The following is a 368-nucleotide window of genomic DNA, read 5'->3' on the forward strand; positions in this document are numbered from 1 at the left end:
GGACATCAGCGACCAGAAGCCGACCGAGTTGTCGTTCCCGCTGCCCGTGGTGTCGTTCAGGTAGTTCAGACGGTGGTCGTTGCGGTACTCGTGGGCGAAGACTCCGTGGCCGCCGTTCTCGGGCTGCATGGTGTAGTCGCAGAACCAGTTGAGATCGGACGAGCGTCGTGTAGGGACCGAGTGTGCAATGCAGTGTAGATCTCTGTGGTCGCCGTATCATTAAATACGGGGGGGTGGGTTGGTGGGGCTGGGGTCTGGCTTGGTGGGGGGGGGGGTGGTGTGTGGGTGTGCCTTCTGGGTTGGGGGGGGGTGGGGGGTGGGTGTGTTGGGGGGGGGGGCGGGGGGGCGGGCCGCGGCGGCCCCCCCCC

1 pseudogene is annotated in these 368 nt (G+C 67.1%); it reads right to left on the reverse strand.

The annotated features are described in order from the left end of the window. Nucleotides 1-147 (reverse strand): annotated as a pseudogene (locus tag PUR61_RS00900) (immune inhibitor A domain-containing protein); the annotation flags it as partial. Nucleotides 148-368: the final 221 nt, after the last annotated feature.

It is taken from the genome of Streptomyces sp. BE20 (assembly GCF_036322525.1).
In the GTDB taxonomy this organism is placed as follows: domain Bacteria; phylum Actinomycetota; class Actinomycetes; order Streptomycetales; family Streptomycetaceae; genus Kitasatospora.